Source organism: Daejeonella sp. (assembly GCF_049655485.1).
GTDB lineage: Bacteria > Bacteroidota > Bacteroidia > Sphingobacteriales > Sphingobacteriaceae > Daejeonella.
Window position 1 is genome coordinate 1 of the sequence record NZ_JBASJU010000271.1, and the last position, 1,501, is coordinate 1,501.

The following is a 1,501-nucleotide window of genomic DNA, read 5'->3' on the forward strand; positions in this document are numbered from 1 at the left end:
CCTCATCCCTTTATCTATTACCTGACATTTTAAAATCATCCTGTCCTCTTTCCTAGCGCGCAACACTATGAACCATTTGCAGTCCCTGGATTATGTAGTTTTCTTTATCTATTTTATTGTTGTCACAGGTTACGGTTACTGGGTTTATCACCAGAGGACGGCGAAACAGAAGCTTGCCGGAGGGATGGATTCCAAAGAATTCTTCCTTGCAGAAGGATCTTTAACCTGGTGGGCTATCGGGGCGTCTCTTATAGCTTCTAATATATCGGCAGAGCATTTTATTGGAATGTCCGGCTCCGGCTTCGCATTGGGACTGGCCATATCATCCTATGAATGGATGGCGGCGGCTACATTGATCATTGTGGCTGTTTTCTTCATTCCGATATATCTTAAGAACGGTATTTTCACCATGCCGCAGTTCTTATCGCAAAGATATAATGATACTGTAGCTACCCTGATGGCTATATTCTGGCTTCTGGTTTATGTTTTTGTCAATCTGACCTCTATCATTTACCTCGGTGCCCTCGCAATCAATTCTATCTCTGGAATCAGCTTCGAATGGTGCATGGTGGGACTCGGTATGTTCTCCATTCTGGTAACCCTTGGCGGGATGAAAGTAATCGGATATACCGATGTAATTCAGGTTCTTGTTCTGATCCTGGGTGGTTTAGTGACCTGTTATTTGGCGCTGAGCCTTGTATCAGAAAAGTTCGGTTATGGCGGCGATATACTGAAGGGTCTGGCTGTTATCCAAGAGAAAGCCCCCTCACATTTCCACATGATTTTTGATAAGTCGAATCCCTATTACACTGACCTGCCCGGATTATCGGTATTGGTAGGAGGGATGTGGATCAATAACCTGAATTACTGGGGCTGTAACCAGTACATCACACAAAGAGCTTTAGGTGCAAGTCTCCCCACAGCCCGGAAAGGGATTCTTTTCGCTGCTTTTCTGAAGCTATTAATTCCACTTATTGTAGTGATTCCCGGTATCACCATGTATGTGATGTATCAGAACGGAATGTTTCAGGCTGAAATGACCGACGTTAATGGAGTATTAAAACCAGATCAGTCATATCCTACACTGATGAACCTTCTGCCAAACGGTTTAAAAGGCCTGGCATTCGCCGCCCTTACAGCTGCGATTGTGGCATCTCTGGCAGGTAAAGCAAATAGCGTTTCCACCATTTTCTCACTCGATATTTATAAGAAATTCTTTAAGAAAGATGCTTCAGACCGCCAATTAGTCCGCACTGGAAGGATTACCGTAATTGTAGCCATGGTACTTGCATGTATCGTGGCGCCCGCGCTGCGAAACCTGGATCAGGCTTACCAGTTCATACAGGAATATGTAGGTTTCATATCACCCGGAGTGCTCTCCATCTTCCTTTTAGGATTCTTTTGGAAAAGAACCACATCCGCAGCAGCGCTTACTTCCGCTATACTCACCATACCGCTTTCAACTGTTTTAAAATTCCTGCCTGACTGGACAAACGGCGCA

At 44.8% G+C, this 1,501-nt stretch carries 1 protein-coding gene; it reads left to right on the plus strand.

Annotation, left to right across the window (positions count from 1 at the left end; translation table 11 throughout):
- Positions 1 to 67 precede the first annotated feature (67 nt).
- Positions 68 to 1,501 (plus strand): sodium/sugar symporter (locus WBJ10_RS11670; protein ID WP_424290485.1); only part of this gene is annotated, 1,434 nt, incomplete at its 3' end.